This is a genomic window from Microvirga sp. (assembly GCF_014699075.1).
GTDB lineage: Bacteria > Pseudomonadota > Alphaproteobacteria > Rhizobiales > Beijerinckiaceae > Microvirga.
The window spans coordinates 20,114-37,485 of sequence record NZ_JACXAB010000039.1; the positions used below are offsets into that span (position 1 = coordinate 20,114).

The window sequence follows — 17,372 nt, forward strand, 5'->3', positions numbered from 1 at the left end:
CGGTTGCGCAACATGGGCCGAGGAACTCCCTCGCTGCTTTTAGAGGCAGGCTTGAAGGCCAAACTGCTTGCAGCCCCAGGCCGTGAACAGCAGTTTCATGAAGCGCGCGTGCTGTCCCTCGAAGACGTTGCGCGCATCTATGGTGTGCCCCTGTCCGTCGTGGGCCTCGGCAAAAACGCGAGTTACGGTTCGCTCACGGAAGAGTCTCGCGCGTTGCGGCAGAACTGCTTTGCACCATGGGCGGGCCGTGTGGAAGCACAGTTGCGGCTTGCGTAGCTAAGCGCTGAGGGACGGCGCGAATACACTATTGAGCATGATCTTTCAGGCCTTGAACGTGGCGACCTGAAGGCGCGGCTTGAAGCGTACCAAATCGGCGTCAACAGCGAGATCTTCTCAGCCAATAAATGCCGGATCTGGGAAGGCATGAACCGCCGCGAGGGCGGCGACACATTCAGGAATCCCGCGGTGTCTCACGCAACGCCGCAGGAATAGCCGGGCAGTTTTCACGAGGGCTAGACGGCGAGTCCAGAAACGGAAGAGGGGATCGGGGTCCGGCGCAACGCAGTTGTTCTAGCCCGCACTAATCCTCTCAGCGCCGTCAAAGAACGACCTTCGGCACATGTGCCGAAGGTTTCACAGGACAGTGGCCATGCCGGACTCGAAAGAGCAAGGCAAAGTCGACGGAGCGAACCTCGCCGCTACAGCGGAGGGCCTTAATTACCTTAGTCTGCGGGATTGATCAGAGGATAGGGCTGGCTACGGATGTGCTGGAAGACCCACTCTTCTGAAATGCTGGCCCGGAGAGGCGATGGAATAAACCTTGGTCCTGATCCGTTATTAGTACCGAAGGCCTCGTAACCCTTGCCTTCGCCAAACTTCAAGCCCCTTCAGGCATTCTCGCGTCAGGGGCTTTTTTCTTGCGCAAAGCTGAAACAAGGCCGGGTCGCGTGAGTTGGGGTCGTGAAGGAAGTCATCCTTCTGACGCTTGGAAACCTCTTGAGATACAGGCCTCTTCGCCCCTTGGCCGTTGCGGATGAGGAGGCCTTTCCTTTGCCCGTGTCGTCTAATCCTCCTGGAATGGCTCGCAAGGCCCAAGGCTGTACAGCTTTCCTCGAGCAGTCGAGATAGAGACGACGCTGTGATGGCACTGCGGATCAGCTTTCCATCTCGTGATGGCTTCTTCCGAGATGAAGACGTCTAGCCCGAGTCTTGCAATGAAATGGGGACCCGGTTTCTCTGTATGGTTCACGTCATCCCAAGAGATCTGCATCTTGGTCGCCCGCTGATCCTGTGCTGATCCTGTAATGCTGACATAACAAAAAAGATCCCTCGCCGGAGGTCTACAACAAGCATATAAGCTCAGATTGGAATGCTTATCCTATTAACAATGAAAATTTATGAGCAGATTTCCTGTTACTTATGTCGGCTATACGACAGACGGATGAGGTTTGACTGAGTACATGGACTGTACCGGCTTTGTTATATTTGCCCCTACGGGCCGGACCTCAGAGCGCCCCTCACAAGAGAGGGCGCTTTTCTTTTGCTCGCGCAGATTCTCAGGAAAATTTTGCGTCGCTCCCCATGCCCTTCCATACTAGGTTTTATGCGAAATTGGTCGCCGGAACTCTTCCGCCATAGGGACTTTACAGTTTACTGGTTACATCTGGAGGACACCATGCCTCGCTTCTACTTTCACATCCGCTGCAAAGATGGAGGTATGAGTTACGACCAGTGCGGCCTCGATTACCCGGATGTGGAGACTGCCTGCCGTGCAGTGGTGCAGGGTGCCCGAGACTTCAACCATGTGTTCATAGCCCAAGGCTATGATCCACAGGACTGCGCCGTTGAGGTCGAGAATGAGACCGGCGAGGTGGTTTTCCGCCTGCCGTTCTCCCAAGATCTTAGACCATCTGCGCGGACATCTCACGCCACTTACAAAATTGTCGGCAGCAATCTCGGCTGGCTGATATATTGCAACGATGATTTTGTTGGAGGCTTCGCCGAACGGTCCTCGGCGGAGTTGCTTGTCTGGGAGATGGTTGAGACCCGGTGCGCTGAGAAAAAGGCGTCTCAAGTCCTGATTGAAGCTAAATTCGGCTGCGAGAAACACCTGTGCCGCTGCTTCGAGGAAGCACCTGCCGGAACACTCCTATCCTAGATCATGGGTGTCATGGTTCTCAGCCCTCTGACCTACCAACTGTATGGCCCCAGGCGTGACTATGATGGTGCGCGAGCCTTGGGCAGGTTCTTCGAGGTATCGAGTTCAGGATGGTTGTGGAGCAGCCTCTCCCGCTCCAAAGCCAGATTGTCTCAGGTTCGCGCCATCTCCAGAAGCTGATCGCGCTGCTCTCCTGCAGGCATTTGCCGGGCGAGGACCCGGCATTCCTCAGCGTGCTTTTTGTACTCTGCTGCAGTCTTCATATTTGAGGTGCCCCTAAAGCGAAGCCATTTATGGGGCGACATTGGGGAATGGCAATTACTTCTGTTTAAATAGGGCTTGCCGACACTATCGAAAGCTGGACAAGCAACTTAGTCCTGCTTCGCCACGCAAGCGCTTCATGTGCCCAGTCATTCACCGCAAAAGGGCGAGAAATGTTCCGAGAGCGGCAACCAAGATTACCAGCAAGGGCCAGAACAACAGGTCGACTTCAGCCATAGAGAGCACCTCTATATGGCGAGGGCAGAAACGTTAGGGGACCAGATGGACCGAGCCTAGGCTTAATATCATTGACCCGGCTGAAGCCACGCCCGTCAGGAGCAGCGATCCCAGGAAAATCACCCCAATAGGGAGGCGCCGGTATGCCCGCGAGAGGCGCACCGCTTCCTTGTGTTTAGCGTTACGGTCAGGATTGGCGGCCATGGGACATCCCCTTTGACCCAGCATGCAACGTAAAGTGCTGACCAGAATGGCTCGCGTTTTGAGGCAAAAATGTGAATGCCAAGCTGACTAAAAATTTGGATGTCCCCGCAGTCTTTAGTGTCCTTGGTCTCACCGGCTAAATAATGGGAATAGGGATTCGTAGTGCCTTCCCTACCTCAATCTATTCGCCGTCCCTGCCGGCCATGGAGAAGCACAGCCGCCGCCAATGCAAGAGTCCTGAACTGCTCCTGCACGTCACTAGGGGCGTCATTCCACCTTGTAGCAAACTCTACCTCGAAGAACGCCTTCGCTATGCAATCGACTTGATGTGGCGTCATGCAGGCCTCACTAAGTTAATTTCCTAGGAAAGGCCGCAAGAGGATATTCGTTCCTAGTATTGTAAAGCTTCCAGGCTCGCGTTGACACCGAAGTACAGGGAGCAGGACATGCGAAAGTATAATGGGGGCGTTAAAGAGAAGGTTCATAGATCCTCGATATCAGTGTCGTCGGCGATTTGCTGATGCTGAGGTCCTCTCGCGAGGATCTGATCGGCTAAGTCAGATGAGTAGCTGACGCCAGAGTAGAACCTATAAGGTGCGACCATGCTAATCTCCTTCATCTTATTGTAATCATATGTGTATCCGAGAGCCGCGATCTCAAGATCAATAATTACACTTGATGCTGCGGAAATAAGTTCGCTGACCTCGCCGTAGTATGGGTTCTCAAATTCTGACTTTTGACTTCGCTCCTCCCGCGTATAAATGATTGGATGTGCAGCATACTTATTGCGGTAGTTGCGAATTTTGAGCAGCGTAGCATCCTTCTTCACTCGCTTTTCTACCTCATCAAACCGCGATCGAAGTTTCTGGATAGAGTTCTGCCGAGCCTCAGCAGAAGGGGCCAAGATGGGACCCTGCGATGGAGGAACGGGCAAATCACCTTCGGCGCCAAGTAGTTTGAGAACTTCTGGATGATCAAGCGCATCGCAGATTGTCGGAAGACTAAACCCGGCAGGGTCAAACTTTTCCCAAATTGGGAGTGCGCCCCTTGAGGTGGACAGATACGCACGGAGGAGTTGACTGGGTCTGCCAGGCTTTCGGAGACTGATGCCCATGGTGAAGAACCGCACCCACAGCATCGACTTCAAACGGCAGGTTGCACAGGACTACCTCGCCGGCGAGCCCCTGCACAGCCTGGCCAAGCGCCATGACCTGTCGCGCAACCTGATCCGGATCTGGGTCCGGAAGTACGAGGCCGGCGCCCTCGATGAGGACACGGCCGCATTGCTCCAGGAGTACGAGGCGCGGATGGCCGCCCTTGAGCGGCTGGTTGGCAAACAGGCTCTTGAACTCGAGTTTCTAAAGGGGGCTCTGAAGCACGCACCCCGGCAGAGAAGCGGGCCTACATCCACCATCACCGGCCCCATGGTCTATCCGTCTCACAGGGATGCCGACTGATGGGCCTGCCCCGCTCCACCTACTACGACGAGCCGACGGCTCCCGCCGACGACACAGCGATTGTCGAGGCCATTGCCGCCATCTGCGATGAGTTCGAAAGGTATGGCTACCGGCGTGTGGGCGCGGCTCTGCGGCAGGCCGGCATGGTAGTGAACCACAAGAAGATCCGCCGCCTGATGCGCGAGCATGATCTGCAGCCACGCATGCGCCGCCGCTTCGTGGCCACCACGGACAGCAATCATGACGGCCCGATCTTCCCGAACCGGGCTGCTGATCGGGTGGTAGGCGGCCCCAATCAGCTCTGGGTGGCGGACATCACCTACGTCGCCATCACGACAGGCTTCGTTTATGTGGCAATCATTCTCGACGCCTGGTCACGCCGGGTGGTGGGCTATGCGCTCAGCCGGTCGATTAGCGCCCGCCTGACGCTGGCGGCACTCAAAGCTGCCATCGCCGAGCGACACCCTCCGCCTGGATGCATCCATCACTCCGACAGAGGCTCGCAATATGCGGCCGAGATCTATCGCGAGGCTCTGGATGGCGCTGGTCTCGTCGGCTCGATGGGCCGGCGCGATCCGTACGACAACGCCAAGGCGGAAAGCTTCATGAAGACGCTCAAGGTGGAGGCGGTCTACCCAATGGCCTACGAGACCTTTGAGGATGTAGCCGAGGACCTTCCGCGCTTTATCGAGGAGGTCTATAACAGTCGGAGGCTCCACTCGGCCCTCGGCTATTTGAGCCCGAAGCAGTTTGAGGATCAACACGCCCGGCAGACGGTCAATCCCGCGGCATGATCACTGCCCACTCCAAAGGGCGCACTCCACCCACCTGCAGGAACGATATCTCGGACGCTGAAAGGGTCAAAGTTGCACATGAAACCTATCATCTTCACGCTGGGCCGATCGTTCTCCCGAATAGCCATCATCCTGTTCACGATCTCTGTCTCTCTTGGGCTGCCTGCCAGCAGAGCAGCGGCTCAGCCGGACAGCAATCCGTGCCGGCCAGTCCAATATGCTGACAGCACCTTCGTGGTTTGCACGGTGGATCTCCGACAATACGAGGTCAGGCTGTTCTGGCGCGGGCCGGATGGGGAGGTCCTTGGCTCGTTTGATCGGTTGAGAGGGACGCCGGAGGGTTCACGCCTTGCTGTCGCGATGAATGCAGGCATGTACCATGAGGACCGCTCGCCCGTAGGACTTTACGTCGAAAACGGAAAAGAACTGAAGGTGGCCAACACAAGGAGCGGCCCCGGAAACTTCCACCTCAAGCCCAACGGCATCTTTTATGTCGAAGGCCGTCAGGTAGGCGTGATCGAGACAGGAACCTATCTGAAGCGGAAAATCAGGCCAGATTTCGCGACGCAATCGGGCCCGATGCTCGTCATCAACGGGCAAATCCACCCTCAGTTTTCAGAGCAAAGCACCTCACGAAAGATCCGGAACGGCGTTGGCGTGAAAGGCCAAGACACGGTCGTGTTTGCGATTTCAGAAGACCCGGTCACGTTTAGCAAATTCGCTCGCTTGTTCCGGGACGAGCTGGGCTGTGCGAATGCTCTGTTCTTGGATGGAAGTGTCTCCAGCCTTTATGCCCCTTCATTGCAGAGGATGGACACACTGATGCCCATGGGGCCGATCGTCGGGGCTTTGCGCCGGCGCCCATAGTAAGTGGCTTCAGCGGAAGTGCAGACATTTCAGGGCGAAGCTGTAGGCGGAAAATGCGATGCCGTCAGGATCCATGCATAAAGTGGTCATCCACAAAGCCGGCGGTTACGAGCAGCTGAAGCTCGAAACTCATCCCGTGCCCAAACCTGGCCATCCAGACGTCCTGATCCGGACCGAGGCAGTGGGTGTGAACTATGCTGACATCTGTGTTCGTTGGGGCGTGTACGAGTCCGCGCGCCGGTTCGTGGGCTGGCCGATCACCCCTGGCTTCGAATATTCAGGCTGGGTGGAGGACGTTGGCCGTGAGGTCAAGCATGTGAAGCCCGGCGATCCCGTTTTTGGTGTCACTCTCTTCAACGGCTACTCCACGCACGTGTGTGCTTCGGCAGATCTGGTGTGGCCTAAGCCTCAGACTCTGGACTTTGAGGCCGCCGCTGGTTTCTTGGCCGTCCACCTCACCGCATATCATGGCTTGCTGCAGAACGTGGTGATCCGGCCCGGCATGAGAGTGCTCGTGCATTCAGCTGGCGGCGGAGTAGGCTCAGCGCTTGTCCAACTATGCAAGTTGCACAATCTGCACGTGACTGGTGTGGTGGGGAGAAGTCACAAGGTCGAGTATGTGCGCCAACTCGGCGCAGACGCCGTGATCGACAAATCCACTCAGTCGCTCTGGGATGAGGCCAAGCGCCTATGTCCTGAAGGCTACGACTTGGTCTTTGACGCGAACGGCCCTGAAACCCTGGCGCAGAGCTACGCTCATCTGAAGCCCACGGGTAAGCTGTTGGTCTATGGCTTCCATACTTTGTTGCCCAAACAGGGTGGACGCATCAACTACCTTAAAGCGACCCTCGGGATGCTGAGGATGCCGCGCTTCAATCCTTTGTCGATGACAAGCGAGAACAAAGGTGTGGTAGCGTTCAATCTATCATTTCTCTTTGCCCGCTCTGACCTGCTGCACGCCGCTGTCAACGACCTTACCACCTGGTTAGAGGCAGGGATCATACAAGCACCAAAAGTCCGATCCTTTGCACTGGCAGATGTGGCTCAAGCTCATCAAGCCTTGGAGTCGGGCGAAACCACGGGCAAGGTGGTCTTGCGAACAGCACCACCCTTCGTCAGTGCGGCAGCGTCCGAGGCAACTGTTGACCAAGCCTCTGCTCCCGATCGATGAGGGCCAGAGTTGCTTGAATGCGCTGTGGCAGAGGCTGCCTGATCACGTCCGCGTAAATGGAGCGGAGATCCTGCCCGATCCGGCGCAGGAGTTCGATGTCGGACACTGGTGAAGGTCGTTTGCCACCATCGGGCCCGTTGTCCATCCTCACCTCCTAATCAGCAGCCAGCCCCTGAGTACCGCTTCGCTACCCGATCGTTAACCATCTTTCTTTTCGGCTGTGGAAACCGGGCAGAACCCTCTGAATGCTCGGGATTGGAGCTTGCATAGCCAGCACGACAACCAAATCGGAAGATTGCCACCGGGGGAGCCGAGTTAATCCGAATCGCCGCAAAAAAGCCCTGAAACAAACCCAGAACATCTGGAGCTACAGAAGGAGAGCATCCTCGTCAGTGGTGCCATCCAGTGATACAGTCGGAGAGGCTAGGAGCGTTCCCTGGCAGGCACCATGAACCAGATGATTCGCCCCTCACAAGTTGATCAGAGGCCGGTTCTCGAGACGCTCGCAGGATCGGTGGAGCGCGTCACCTTCCACAATGCCGAAAATGGCTTTGCTGTCCTTAAGGTCCATACACGGGGCAAGCGTGACCTTGTGACTGTCGTAGGCCATACGCCTGCGATTTCTGCTGGGGAGTGGATCACCGCGAGTGGCATTTGGATCAGCGACCGCACCCATGGGCTTCAGTTCAAGGCCGAGGTGCTCAAGACCACGCCGCCGACTGGTGTTGAGGGCATCGAGAAGTACCTAGCCTCAGGCCAGATGCGCGGCATCGGACCGGCCATGGCCAAGCGGATTGTCGCTGTCTTCGGCGTAGACACCTTTGAGATCATCGAGGCCGCCCCTGAGCGCCTGACCGAGGTGCCTGGAATCGGCCCGATGCGGGCCTCCCGCATCGTGGCGGGTTGGGCCGAGCAGAAGGCGGTGCGGGATATCATGATCTTCCTTCACGCCCACGGCGTCGGTACCGCTCGGGCAGTGCGCATCTTCAAGACCTACGGCTTTGAGGCCATTCAGGTCATGACCGAGGACCCGTACCGATTGGCGAAGGATGTGCGCGGCATCGGCTTCAAGACAGCGGATGCCATCGCAGCCAAGCTCGGGATGGAAAAGACTGCCCCTCAGCGCATCCGGGCTGGTATCTCGTTCGCGCTCCAGACGGCGACGGACGAGGGGCATTGCTCTTTGCCGGTCAATGCTCTCACCCGGCTGGCCGAGCAACTCCTCGAAGTGGATGAGGCCCTGATTCGTACAGCCATCGTCGAGGAGCTGTCTAAAGGCGACGTCATCTCCGACACCATTGGGGATGAGACCTGCCTCTTCCTCAAGGGGCTGTACTTGGCCGAGCAGGCGATTGCCGCCCGGTTGGTTGAGCGAGCGTCTGGTCCATCACCCTGGCCCGAGATCGACCTCGACAAGGCCATTCCGTGGGTTGAAGGCCGCACGGGCAAGACCCTGGCTGCCTCGCAGCGCGAGGCTCTGAAGCTTGTGCTCGGCTCCAAGATGACTGTGGTTACAGGTGGTCCTGGTGTCGGCAAGACAACCCTGCTCGACACGATCTTGCGTCTGCTCGTCGCCAAAGGCGTTCGCGTCGCGTTGGCAGCACCCACAGGACGCGCGGCTAAGCGCATGACCGAGCAGACCGGTCTGGAAGCCAAGACCATCCACCGCCTCCTCGAGATTGATCCAAAACACGGTGGCTTCTCACGCAATGAGGAGAACCCGCTCGACTGCGATCTGCTGGTGGTGGACGAGACCTCCATGGTCGATGTGCCGCTGATGAACGCCCTCACCAAGGCCATCCCAACTCAGGCGGGTCTGCTGCTGGTGGGCGACGTGGATCAGTTGCCGTCGGTTGGCTCGGGGCAGGTGCTGGCGGATACTATCGCCTCGGAGCGCATCCCGGTCGCCCGTCTGACCGAGGTCTTCCGGCAGGCGGCCGAGAGCCGGATTGTGGTGAATGCTCACCGGATCAACAAGGGTCAGATGCCCGAGGTGCCAAAGGCCGGCGAGGAGACTGACTTCTACTTCGTCGAGATCGCCGATCCCGAGGAGGGTGTGCCGAAAATCATTCAGATGATCAAGGAGCGCATGCCGCGTAGGTTCGGGCTCGATCCGATGAAGGACATCCAGGTGCTCTGCCCGATGAACCGAGGGTTGCTGGGCGCTCGCAATCTCAACATCCAGCTGCAAGAGGTGCTTAATCCCAATCCGTCGTCCAAGGTAGAGCGGTTTGGCTGGCGCTTCTCGCCGGGTGATCGGGTGATGGAAACCCAGAACGACTATGACCGGGAGGTCTTCAACGGCGACTTGGGCACGGTAGTCAGGATCGATGATGAGGAAGGGGCGCTGATTGCCTCCTTTGATGGCCGAGAAGTGTCCTACCCATTTGGTGAACTCGACACCCTCGTCCCCGCTTACGCTACCACCATTCACAAGTCGCAGGGCTCGGAATATCCCGCCGTCATCATCCCAGTCGTAACGCAGCACTTCACGATGCTGGCTCGCAATCTGCTCTACACGGGGGTCACACGAGGCAAGCGGCTCGTGGTGCTGGTGGGCCAGAAGAAAGCTGTCGGGATTGCAGTTAGAGGCGGGCAGATGAAGAGGCGCTGGACGAAACTGCGGGAATGGTTAGCTGCCTACTGATCGACAGATCAAACTTCCTTTGTCATGACGCGTTCGAGGTGTGGGGTTCCAACACCATACGCGAATCTCGAGATAATCTAAGTTAGACCATGCCGCTGCTCGCATATACCCACGCAGGAGAGCCGCTTATTGCTCCACTGATGACTGATGATGAATGGGAGCAATTGCGATCAGCGCGAAATCGAGATGCGTGGATGCCATATGGGAAAGGGCGGGCTATCCCCAAGACATCGCGTCTTGGAACACGCTTCTTCGCCCATTCTCCTGGGCGGGTGCCCGAGGGAGCAAGGGAAAGCGACCTCCACCTTTACATCAAAGCCCAAAGCCTGATTGGAGCCCGAGCCGCGGGTTGGGACGCCCTGCCGGAGCAATCTGGGACGACACACGATGGTCAGGATTGGCGGGCCGATGTCCTGTGCCGCCGGCCTGGAAGACCCTGGACCGTCGCCATTGAAGCTCAGGTTCAGCTCCAGGGCGAGGAAGCCTACCGCCAGCGGCAAGAGCGTTATGTGGCTTCAGGCGTTCGCGCTCTCTGGCTGGTCGCTCATGAGCCTGCGGCCCTGCATCATTATTGGCTTAGGCCTGACCCACATCTCCCGGCTTTCAAGACCACAACCTGGAAGGATCAGGATGGCCAACCGGGAGCGCATGTGCTTGTCGATGGCCTGTCGCTCAGCATCTCTGATTTTGTGACCGGTGCCCTCACCGGGCAGCTTCAGTGGTATGGGAATGGTCAGCACGGGATCATCACACTTGTTCTTCGTGAGGACAAATGTTGGCACCGCACCTGCCGAAAAAGAGTTCTCCTGGCCTACAGGGCTGAGGCGCCACATGGGAGACCTCTTGAACTTGAGGTGGTCCAAGCGATGCACGGCTATGCAGACGCCTATGCAAAGGCTCAGGCGGCTCTTCCTGATCTCGCAGAGAGTCCATGGCGCTTCAGAAAAGTTCTCGCGTCGCGCTGTCCCCATTGCAATCGGGAGATCCGGTATCAGCCCGAAGACTGGGCAGGCCAGAGCGCCGCTTATAAGTTGCCAATTGGCATCAATATCCCGGAACAGGGAAGGGAGATCGGCTTAACCGCACACGCCCAGTGGCGCTGGGGGCCCGAGGCTCGGTGGCCCCACTGGGCTCCCCTCGGCGGCATTGGCCCGATCTCCCATCAGCCTCTTGAGATGCGGCCAAGGCGCCTGGACCTCAGGACAGGTTGATGCATCTCGACCCCCGAAATTAACGCGAGAGTCACAGGTCTTGCATCCAGAATGAGGAGCTTGCAGTGCCGCCGAGCTGTGCCTAACAATTGGCGATCAGGAGATCATACATGCTGCACGTTCTGGCCTATATCACTGTAAAGCCCGGTATGCGCGAAACCGTGCTCCGGGAGTTCCAAGCGAACATGCCGGCCGTTCATGCCGAAGAGGGTTGCATCGAGTACGTTCCCGTTGCCGATCTTCCGGCATTCGGACCATCCCAAACCGAACTTGGGCCGGACACCTTTGTCGTGGTCGAGAAATGGGCGAGCCCTGAAGCGCTCAAAGCGCACGCAGCCGCCCCGCACATGCAGGCCTATACTGAGCGGACGGCTGACATGATTGAAGACCGCGTGATCCACGTCCTCTCGCCGCTCTAAAATCCTCCCTGAAGAGTCGCGCTGCGATTGCACGGCATACCGCAACGCGACTCGTCCGAACCTATGCGACATCGCCCCTGCTGCTGGAGCTCTCCTTTGATTACATTCTACTACAACCTTGCCCCCAACCCGATGAAGGTGGCGCTGTGCCTGGAGGAGATGAACCTCCCGTATGAACTCAAGCCCGTGGATACCCGTAAAGGCGAGCAGCACCAGCCGGACTTTCTGGCCATCAATCCAAATGGCAAGGTGCCTGTGATCATCGATCAGGATACCGGCGCAAGGGTCTTCGACTCGAACGCGATCCTGCTCTATCTTGCGGAGAGGACGGGGCAGTTTCTGCCTGACAGCACACCGATTGCGCGGGGTGAGCTTCTCTCGTGGCTGATGTTCATTGCAACGGGCGTCGGCCCATTCTCAGGCCAAGCCGTGCATTTCAAGCACTTTGCCCCTGAGCCCAAGGATTACGCCGTCAATCGTTATCTGTACGAAGCGAAGCGGCACTACGGTGTCATTGATGCCCATCTATCCGGGCAGCGCTACATGGTGCGAGAGACCTACACCATCGTTGACATGGCCCTATGGGGATGGGCGCGCATGGTGCCCTTCATCCTGGGCGAGAACGCATGGGACGACTTCCCGAACCTCAAGCGTCTCTTTGACGAGATCAGCGCTCGCCCGGCCGCTCAGACGGCTGCCGCGCTGAAGGAGCGGCACAGCTTCAAAGCTGAGATGGACGATGAAGCACGCCAACATATGTTCCGACATTTGGCTGCCCCGGCTAGCTGACATTTCAGGCGTGCCGCCGTTCCTCAGTTGAGCCAGCAGAATGGCCGCTGGGCGGAGGTAAGAGCCGTGGAGAGACATAGGGGTCCAGGGGAGTTCCTCGTCGGACGCTGGAAGTGCAGCACCAGATGTGGTGAACAACCCAGGTGCGAAGCAACTGAGGCGGCCGTCTGGCGTTACGTCCCGCAGAATGTCCGATAGACGCGCTGGTGTGGTTCCGGTGGTTCGGAATAGTGGGCGAACGCTGGCTGGTCCTCATAGGGACGCGAGAGGACCATCAGAAGCTCCTCGAACGGAGCAAAGTCGCCCTGCTCCACCGCAGCTTGTATCATCGCCTCCACGCGATGATTGCGCGGGATAAAGGCTGGGTTAACCGCGCGCATGGCAGCTTGGCGCCTGACACCACCTTGCGGTTCAAGGCTCAACCGCTCGCGCCAACGGGTGGCCCAAGCATCATAAGCAAGTGGATTGATGAAGAGGTTTCGGACGGCCTCGTCTCCCTCAAGACCAGCGGCAGCATCGCTCAGCCGCCGGAAGGTCAGGGTGAAGTCAGCCTGGTTCTCAGCCATCGCCTTCAGGAGATCCCCGGCAAGTGTCAGATCTTCCTCTCGCTCCGTCATCAGCCCGAGCTTGCGCTTGAGCCCCGCGTGATAGGCCGCCTCGAACTTGCCCGCGAAAGCTTCGAGCGCCTCGCTCGCTTCAGCCACGGCCTTCTCCTCGTCTTCAGACAGAAGCGGCAGAAGCGTCTCGGCAAGTCGCGTCAAATTCCAGAGGCCGATGCGCGGCTGGTTGCCATAGGCATAGCGGCCCTGCCGGTCGATGGAGCTGAAGACTGTCGCCGGATCGTAGGCATCCATGAAGGCACACGGGCCATAATCGATCGTCTCGCCGGCGATGGACATGTTGTCGGTGTTCATGACTCCATGGATGAAGCCGATGTGCAGCCAACGGGCAATGAGGTCGGCCTGGGCGGCGATCACCTGGTCGAGGAAAGCGCGGTAGGGATGGTCGCTTTCGGCAGCGTGCGGGTAGTGTCGGCCGATGACGTAGTCGGCAAGGAGGCGTAGCCCTTCCGTATCCTGCCGGGCTGCAAAGAACTGGAACGTGCCGACCCGAATATGGCTCGACGCCACCCGGGTGAGAACCGCACCGGGAAGTGGCGTCTCCCGGACAACGATCTCCCCGGTTAACACCGCGGCGAGTGCACGCGTTGTCGGCAGCCCAAGCGCGGCCATTGCCTCGCTGAGGAGATACTCACGCAGGACAGGCCCCAGCGCCGCCCGCCCATCGCCGCGGCGCGAGAAGGGTGTCGGACCTGAGCCTTTGAGCTGAATGTCCCGACGGATGCCATTTTGGTCGACCACTTCACCGAGGAGGATGGCACGACCATCGCCGAGCTGCGGCACGAATTGCCCAAACTGGTGCCCGGCATAGGCCATGGCGATCGGCTCTGCCGCATCCGGAACGCGGTTGCCGGACAAAAGCTCAACTCCATCAGGGCTGGAGAGGTGATCAGGGTCGAGGCCGAGGTGCAACGCAAGGTCCCGGTTCAGCCGGATGAGCCTCGGAGCTATGACGGCTTCGGGTTCAATGCGCGCATAGAACCGATCAGGCAGGCGCGCGTAGGTGTTATCGAAGGGAAAATGAATTGTCATGGTCCAGGCTCACCATTAGGACCACGTGAAATCGTATGAGGCGCTTCAGAAAACAAGAGTCAGACTGTCAATCCAGACTGGGTTCAAGGCACTCCCATTGCAATCTTGTATAACTGATCTGCCCACACGCATGGGAGCAGACTACCCGCTCCACGGTTCTGCTCCCTCCCGGATACCTTGTGCATTAACGATCTGGCGACCCGCACCCTCTAGTCTGCCCCGCTGGGCCCCACGCGTGGGCCTGTCCTGTTGGCAGGCGGAAGGTGTGGGAATGCGGGGCCAAGCTGACTTTTTCTTAGACTACGACGCACCGCCGGGTCCGATCGAGACGGGTCCCGCCAGTGACATTGTCATTAAAGCCAAGCATCGCAGCGAGTCGTTCAGAGCCCCTAACCTTGAGACCGCCGCCCGGATGCTGGAGGCCACAGGTGACTACCGCGTTCTGCGTCGATTGACACCACGCCCCATCGTCGCGTCACGCACCGCTCGCCAGGATGAGAAGATCGCCGTCATCCTCGACACCGAAACCACAGGTCTCGATCATACGAGGGACGAGGTCATCGAACTCGGCATGATTGCCTTCACCTATGATCATGAAGGCCGGATCAGTGATGTGATCGGAACGTTCAATGCGCTGCGTGAGCCGAGCGTAACTATCAGTCCTGAGATCACCCGCCTGACCGGGATCACGCCTGACATGGTCGCCGGCCAACTGCTTGATCTTGAGGCAGTGGAGAAGTTCATCGCGCCAGCGGAGTTGATCATCGCGCACAATGCTCGCTTTGATCGGCCCTTTTGTGAGCGCCTGTCCAAGGACTTTCAGGTCAAGGCCTGGGCCTGCTCTCATTCCGAGATCTCCTGGAGCGGGTTCGGCTTCGAGGGATCGAAGCTGGGCTATCTCCTGACGCAGTGTGGCTGGTTCCACCAGGGGCACCGCGCAGTGGAGGACTGCCATGCCCTGCTTGAGGTGTTGGCTTCTCCCCTGCCGCCGGAGGCTGGTCTCCCTTTCAAGCACCTGCTGGCCTCGGCCCGGAAGTCGCTCCTACGCATCTGGGCGGAGAGCACCCCGTTCGACATGAAGGACGTGCTGAAGGCGCGAGGCTATCGGTGGAATGACGGGACCAACGGACGCCCAAAATCGTGGTGGGTGGAGGTTGATGAGGAGGCCGGCGAGGCGGAGCTCACGTTTCTTCGGCGCGAGGTTTACCGGCGTGAGGTCGAGCCTTACACCCAGAAGATTACTGCCTTCGAGAGGTTTCGGTCGGCACGCTAAGCGGCACCTGCTAGATCCGAACACGGCTGCCCTCACCCGAGACTTTCAGCCTTGAAATCTTGGTTGTGCGCTGCCATCTCATCGCCCGCCGGAGCAACAAGGTTCATCTCACGCCATGACGACTGCTGACACCACTCCCGCCCCTGAGAGCCACACGTTCGAGGCCGATGTCGCCAAGCTGCTGCACCTGATGGTGCACTCGGTCTATTCCGACAAGGACGTCTTTCTGCGCGAGTTGATCTCGAACGGGGCCGATGCCTGCGAGAAGCTGCGCTACGAGGCGATCGCCAACCCTGCCCTGCTCGGCGATGACCCCAAGGCTCGGATCACGCTGCTGATCGATGCCGACAACCGCCACCTGACGGTGGAGGACAACGGCATCGGCATGAGCCGGGACGAGATGATTGAGGCGCTCGGCACCATTGCCCGCTCGGGCACCAAGGCTTTCATGGACCGGATCCAGGCCGCCCAGGGCGGCGAGGGAGCCCAGCTCATCGGGCAGTTTGGCGTCGGCTTCTACTCCGCCTTCATGGTGGCCGACCGGGTCGACGTCGTCTCACGCCGAGCTGGCAGTGAGGAGGCGACGCTCTGGTCGTCCGACGGCCAAGGCTCCTATACGGTCGCGCCCGCAGCACTCGATGAGGCGCCCGCCCGCGGCACGCGAGTGATCCTCCATCTGATGGAGGGTGCCACCTCCTACACGGAGCGGTACCGGCTCGAGCGCATCGTGAAGGAGCAGTCGGGCCACGTTCCGGTGCCGATCTCCCTTGTCGAGAAGCCCGGAGCGGAGCCGCAGGAGGTCGCCGACGGCGCTGCTCTGTGGGTGAAGCCGCGCTCCGGGATCACGCCCGAGGACTACACCGACTTCTACCGCAGCGTGGCCGGCCAGTTCGACGAGCCGGCGCTGACGGTGCATTTCCGGGCCGAGGGCCGCCACGAATACACGGCGCTTGCCTTCGTGCCGGGCTCCACGCCGTTCGACCTGTTCGATCCCGACCGTCACGGGCGGATGAAGCTTTACGTGAAGCGGGTCTTCATCACCGATGAAGCCGAGCTCCTGCCACGCTACCTGCGCTTCGTGCGCGGGCTCGTCGACTCGGCTGACCTGCCGCTCAACGTCTCGCGCGAGATGATCCAGGAGAGCCCGCTTCTGGCCGCCATCAAGAAGGGTGTGACCAATCGCGTGCTCAGTGAACTCGAGAAGCTCGCACAGAACGATGCGGAGACCTACACCAAGGTGTGGGAGACCTTCGGCCCGGTGCTGAAGGAAGGGCTCTACGAGGATTTCGAGCGGCGCTCGACGTTGCTGGGACTGGGCCGGTTCAAGACCACCGGGTCCGGTGGCGGGTGGCGCTCGCTCAAGGATTATGTCGGCTCCCTCAGGGAGAACCAGACGGCGATCTACTACGTGACGGGTACGGATCTCGCCCGGCTCGAGGCCTCGCCGCAGCTCGAAGGCTTCCGGGCCCGCGGCATCGAGGTGCTGCTGCTGCCCGATCCGGTCGACAGTTTCTGGGTCACGGCTGGCGTCGATTACGAGGGCAAGCCGTTCAAGTCAGTAACCCAGGGCGGTGCCGACCTGGCGCAGATCCCGCTGACCGAGGCCCAGGAGAATGCGGGCGCGCCGGCAACGGAGGCGGTGACGGGCTTCATCCAATCCGTGAAGGCTACCCTAGGCGAGGCCGTGGCCGATGTGCGCGCCTCCGTGCGGCTGACGGAAAGCGCCGCCTGCCTCGTGGCACCCGAGACTGGCATGGACCGCCAACTGGAGCGGCTCCTGGCTCGAGCAGGACAGCTGGGATCGGCAGCAAAACCCATCCTAGAGATCAACCCGCGCCATGACCTCATTGTCGCCCTAGCAGATCTCGGAGATGCCGAACAGACACTTCGTGAAGACGCGGCCCATCTCCTGCTGGACGAGGCCCGGATTCTGGACGGGGAATTGCCGGCCGACGCGAGAGCATTTTCGCAACGGCTCGCACGGGTCATGCGGCGGTGCATTTCGAATGGATAGACTGAAACGATTGTACGCGAGAGCGTGGTTTGCAGTCGCCGCGCCTGGCTGCGACTAGTGCCACCTGTGTGTACCACTCGGCAGCCATGAAGCGGTTGTCGTGATCGAACGTCATCATGCCAACGTGGAGGATCGGTACCCTGGCTCACTGGCAGGGATCCGCCACCTGAGACAACAAAGGCGCATCTCATCTATACGTAAAAGTGAAGAGCCCAGCT

At 59.2% G+C, this 17,372-nt stretch carries 14 protein-coding genes; 11 read left to right on the forward strand and 3 right to left on the reverse strand.

Annotated elements, in window-relative coordinates; translation table 11 throughout:
* Positions 1-12: 12 nt before the first annotated feature.
* Positions 13-276, forward strand: a complete 264-nt coding sequence (locus IC232_RS25615) for a phage portal protein (protein ID WP_281413433.1) — start codon at positions 13-15, stop codon at positions 274-276.
* A 1,399-nt stretch (positions 277-1,675) separates the two neighbouring features.
* Positions 1,676-2,158 (forward strand): DUF6894 family protein, encoded by a 483-nt coding sequence (locus IC232_RS25620; protein ID WP_190847789.1) that lies wholly within the window; start codon positions 1,676-1,678, stop codon positions 2,156-2,158.
* A gap of 1,183 nt (positions 2,159-3,341) precedes the next feature.
* Here IC232_RS25620 and IC232_RS25625 read toward each other — a convergent pair.
* Complete coding sequence (locus tag IC232_RS25625; protein ID WP_190847790.1) at positions 3,342-3,974, reverse strand: hypothetical protein; 633 nt, start codon at positions 3,972-3,974, stop codon at positions 3,342-3,344.
* Between IC232_RS25625 and IC232_RS25630 the strand changes: the two genes are divergently transcribed.
* The 5 genes from IC232_RS25630 to IC232_RS25650 all read left to right on the forward strand — a co-directional run bounded on the left by IC232_RS25630 (position 3,973) and on the right by IC232_RS25650 (position 9,796).
* Entirely contained in the window at positions 3,973-4,317 is a 345-nt protein-coding gene (locus IC232_RS25630; protein ID WP_190847791.1) for a transposase, read from the forward strand. The genes IC232_RS25625 and IC232_RS25630 overlap by 2 nt on opposite strands.
* Entirely contained in the window at positions 4,266-5,111 is an 846-nt protein-coding gene (locus tag IC232_RS25635) for an IS3 family transposase (protein ID WP_190847801.1), read from the forward strand. The genes IC232_RS25630 and IC232_RS25635 overlap by 52 nt, the downstream gene beginning before the upstream one ends.
* 78 nt (positions 5,112-5,189) lie before the next feature.
* On the forward strand, positions 5,190-5,978 hold the full coding sequence (locus IC232_RS25640) for a phosphodiester glycosidase family protein (RefSeq protein WP_190847792.1): 789 nt from the start codon (positions 5,190-5,192) through the stop codon (positions 5,976-5,978).
* A gap of 73 nt (positions 5,979-6,051) precedes the next feature.
* Entirely contained in the window at positions 6,052-7,149 is a 1,098-nt protein-coding gene (locus IC232_RS25645; protein ID WP_246812405.1) for a synaptic vesicle VAT-1 family membrane protein, read from the forward strand.
* Between the two features lie 448 nt (positions 7,150-7,597).
* A complete protein-coding gene (locus IC232_RS25650) occupies positions 7,598-9,796 on the forward strand; it encodes an ATP-dependent RecD-like DNA helicase (protein WP_190847794.1) in 2,199 nt (732 codons plus the stop codon).
* A gap of 515 nt (positions 9,797-10,311) precedes the next feature.
* Here IC232_RS25650 and IC232_RS25655 read toward each other — a convergent pair.
* On the reverse strand, positions 10,312-10,629 hold the full coding sequence (locus IC232_RS25655; RefSeq protein ID WP_190847795.1) for a hypothetical protein: 318 nt from the start codon (positions 10,627-10,629) through the stop codon (positions 10,312-10,314).
* A 488-nt stretch (positions 10,630-11,117) separates the two neighbouring features.
* Here IC232_RS25655 and IC232_RS25660 point away from each other — a divergent pair, with 488 nt between their 5' ends.
* Together IC232_RS25660 and IC232_RS25665 are read left to right on the forward strand one after the other, a co-directional pair.
* A complete protein-coding gene (locus tag IC232_RS25660) occupies positions 11,118-11,426 on the forward strand; it encodes a putative quinol monooxygenase (protein ID WP_190847796.1) in 309 nt (102 codons plus the stop codon).
* Positions 11,427-11,522: 96 nt separating this feature from the next.
* Positions 11,523-12,215 (forward strand): glutathione S-transferase family protein, encoded by a 693-nt coding sequence (locus IC232_RS25665; protein ID WP_190847797.1) that lies wholly within the window; start codon positions 11,523-11,525, stop codon positions 12,213-12,215.
* A gap of 173 nt (positions 12,216-12,388) precedes the next feature.
* On the opposite strand, the gene IC232_RS25670 is transcribed toward IC232_RS25665, so the two are convergent.
* The gene (locus IC232_RS25670; protein ID WP_190847798.1) at positions 12,389-13,867 is read right to left on the reverse strand and encodes a protein adenylyltransferase SelO; all 1,479 of its coding nucleotides are present in this window, start codon (positions 13,865-13,867) and stop codon (positions 12,389-12,391) included.
* A 271-nt stretch (positions 13,868-14,138) separates the two neighbouring features.
* Between IC232_RS25670 and IC232_RS25675 the strand changes: the two genes are divergently transcribed.
* Positions 14,139-15,140, forward strand: coding sequence for a 3'-5' exonuclease (locus IC232_RS25675; protein WP_190847799.1), 1,002 nt, complete (start codon positions 14,139-14,141; stop codon positions 15,138-15,140).
* A gap of 115 nt (positions 15,141-15,255) precedes the next feature.
* Entirely contained in the window at positions 15,256-17,154 is a 1,899-nt protein-coding gene (gene htpG / locus IC232_RS25680) for a molecular chaperone HtpG (protein WP_190847800.1), read from the forward strand.
* Positions 17,155-17,372 lie beyond the last annotated feature (218 nt).